The following is a 2394-nucleotide window of genomic DNA, read 5'->3' on the forward strand; positions in this document are numbered from 1 at the left end:
ACAAATTGTCGGGGCAGAAGGAGGGAAACGCCGGGGCCAACCGCCTCGACCTCGCCGGATGCCTCCGCGCCGACGACCAGCGGCAGCTTGCGCTTGGCGAAGGCCATGCCGCGCCAGCCCCAGACGTCGATATGGTTCAGCGCTACTGCCTTGATGCGCAGCGTGACTTCGCCGAGTGCCGGCGGTGGAGGAGGCGGCAGGTCCACCGTCTCAAGACGGCGGTCCTCTATAAGTTGCAATGCGCGCATGGGGCCTGTCGGTTCAGTCTGGCTGAAAAAGGTCGCTTAGACCGGTTCCCGCGCCATGACAAGGCAAGTGTTCTGGCCGCCGAAGCCGAAGGAGCTCGACAGAACGGTGCGGACTTCGGCGTTGCGCTTCTTGTTCGGCACCACGTCGAGCACGATCGCGGGGTCGGGATTGTCATAGTTGATGGTCGGCGGAATGACGCTTTCGCGCATCGTCATCAGCGAGAAAGCCGCCTCGACAGCGCCCGCCGCCGACAGCGTGTGACCGATCATCGATTTGTTCGACGAGACCGGCATAGAGCCGATCCGCTCGCCGAACACCGTCGACAGCGCCAGATGCTCCATCTTGTCGTTTTCGGGCGTCGAGGTGCCGTGGGCATTGACGTAGTCGATCTCGTCTTCACCCAGTCCGGCATCGACGAGAGCGGCGCGGACCGCGGCGATGGCCGGTGAAGCGTCCGGTTTGGAGCGGGTGCGGTGGAAGTCGTCGGCCTTCTCGCCGCAGCCGCCCAGGACGCCGAGAATAGTCGCGCCGCGAGCCAATGCCGTCTCAAGCGATTCCAACACCAGCGCCCCCGATCCCTCGGCCAACACGAAGCCGTCGCGATCCCTGGAGAAGGGTTTCGACGCCTTTTCGGGGATGTCGTTGTGCGTGGAGAGCGCCGAAAGCAATGAGAAACGGATCAATGCCTCGGCGGTCGCGGAACCGTCCGCGCCGATCGACAGCGCACGGTCGCATTCGCCGCGTCGGATCGCCTCGACACCGAGCTGAATCGCGGTGGCGCCTGAAGCGCAAGCCGTCGACAGCGTGATCGGCAGACCACGCGTGCCAAGGCGATCGGCAAGGCGGCCGGCGATCGAACCGAACTGGGTGGTCTCGAAAATATCCAGCTCTTTCAAGCTACGCGCGACCCGAAGCAGTCTTTCGGCGGCGGTGTCATCCTTGTCCTTGTCAGAATTGTAGAGCGAGAAGCGCTCGGCCCAGTCGAGTTCGACTGGCGGCGATGCGAGGAAGAGCGGTCCGCCGAAATCGCTGGAATCAAGACCGGCTTCGCTCACCGCTTCTAAGCCCGCCAGCTCGGCTAGCTCATAGGTGAGTGGGCTGGCGCCTTTCGAACTCGACGGCAGGAAATCGACCATGCCGGAGATGCGGGTGTTCAATTGATCGATGGGAAAGCGGGTGATCGGGTGAATGCCCGACTTGCCGGAGGTCAGTGCCGCCCAATTGTCTGATTTGCCGACGCCAAGCGAGGTCACCACGCCGATGCCGGTGACGGCGACGATCGGCCTGCCCATGTGATCTCTGAGATTGGCCATCCGGGAGCCCTCTTATCGTTGCAGCATGGATCGTGGAGCCGCGTTACGCGGCATTGACCAGCGCCATGCCCTCGAATTGGTGATAGCCGATCGCCGTTGCAAGGACGGATTGGGGAACGCCTTCGAACGGCGTCTCGGCTGCGGCATCAAAAACAGGATAGGCGGCCTTGCGGTCGACAGCGAGTGCCGCCAGTGCCACAGCGAAAGGAAACTGTGCTTCCTTCATGTGCCCGGTCAGCGTCGAGAAGCCACGCGCGGCGATCGCCGGATTGGCATCGAGCGCTGCCTTCTCGGCTGTTGTCGCCGCATGCGCCCCCGATGCGCCCGACAGGGTCAGCAATTTGCCGTTCGGCAATGCAGCCTGCTTGAGCAGTGCGGCGATCTCGGCGTCGAGTTCTCCCCGTGGCCGCCGGGCGCGGCCGGAGACGACCGGTCCAAGTTCTGCATAGATCTTGCGGCCGCGGCTCATCGCGTGTTCGCGCTGCTCCAGCACCAGGAAGGCGCCGCCGGAGCCGGTCACGACGCCACCGCCCTCAGTGCCCTGTCTTTGCCAAACCGGCTTCCATGGGCCGCGATGCAGATAGCCGGCGAGTTCATAGCCGAGCAGCATATCGGAATGTTCGGTCTGGAAGGCACCGCCGACCAGGATATGCGTCGACTGACCCGAGCGGATGCGTGCGGCGGCCGTTTCAACCGCGGCGACACCGGCACCTTCCTCGCCCATGAAGGTTCTGGACGAACCGGTGACCTTGTGGACGATGGAGATGTTGCCGGCGAGCAGGTTGGACAATTGGGCCAGAAACAGTGTCGGGCGCAATTCGGTGGTCAATTT

General features: G+C 63.7%; 3 protein-coding genes. All 3 read right to left on the bottom strand.

Annotation, left to right across the window (positions count from 1 at the left end; genetic code table 11):
- On the bottom strand, positions 1 to 248 hold a 248-nt coding region (locus tag EN991_RS32450), incomplete at its 3' end, for an alcohol dehydrogenase catalytic domain-containing protein (RefSeq protein WP_164769538.1).
- A gap of 36 nt (positions 249 to 284) precedes the next feature.
- Positions 285 to 1562, bottom strand: a complete 1278-nt coding sequence (locus EN991_RS32455; protein ID WP_013531223.1) for a beta-ketoacyl-ACP synthase — start codon at positions 1560 to 1562, stop codon at positions 285 to 287.
- 43 nt (positions 1563 to 1605) lie between these two features.
- The coding region (locus EN991_RS32460; RefSeq protein ID WP_127370272.1) for a beta-ketoacyl-ACP synthase at positions 1606 to 2394 on the bottom strand (789 nt) is incomplete at its 5' end.

This window comes from Mesorhizobium sp. M7A.F.Ca.US.005.03.2.1, from assembly GCF_003997795.1.
In the GTDB taxonomy this organism is placed as follows: domain Bacteria; phylum Pseudomonadota; class Alphaproteobacteria; order Rhizobiales; family Rhizobiaceae; genus Mesorhizobium; species Mesorhizobium ciceri.